The 228-nt window shown below is 67.1% G+C and carries 1 protein-coding gene; it reads left to right on the plus strand.

What is annotated here, in order from left to right:
• A partial coding sequence (locus tag SB773_RS35255; RefSeq protein WP_486304350.1) for a VOC family protein occupies window positions 1-228 on the plus strand: 228 nt, incomplete at both ends.

Genomic DNA, 228 nt, shown 5'->3' on the forward strand with positions numbered 1-228 from the left:
GGCCAGGGACGCCTCGAGTTCTTCGAGTACATCCACCCGGACGCGATCGAGACGTCGCCCACACTTCCGAACGAGATCGGAATGCACCGCGTCGCCTTCGCGGTCGACGATATCGACGAGTCGCTCGCGATCGCCGCCGCGCACGGCTACCACCCGCTGCGCGGGGTCGCCACCTATGAGGACGTCTACAAGCTCACGTACCTGCGCGGCCCCAGCGGGATCCTCGTG

It is taken from the genome of Bacillus sp. SIMBA_074 (assembly GCF_046534555.1).
GTDB lineage: Bacteria > Bacillota > Bacilli > Bacillales > Bacillaceae_G > Bacillus_A > Bacillus_A mycoides.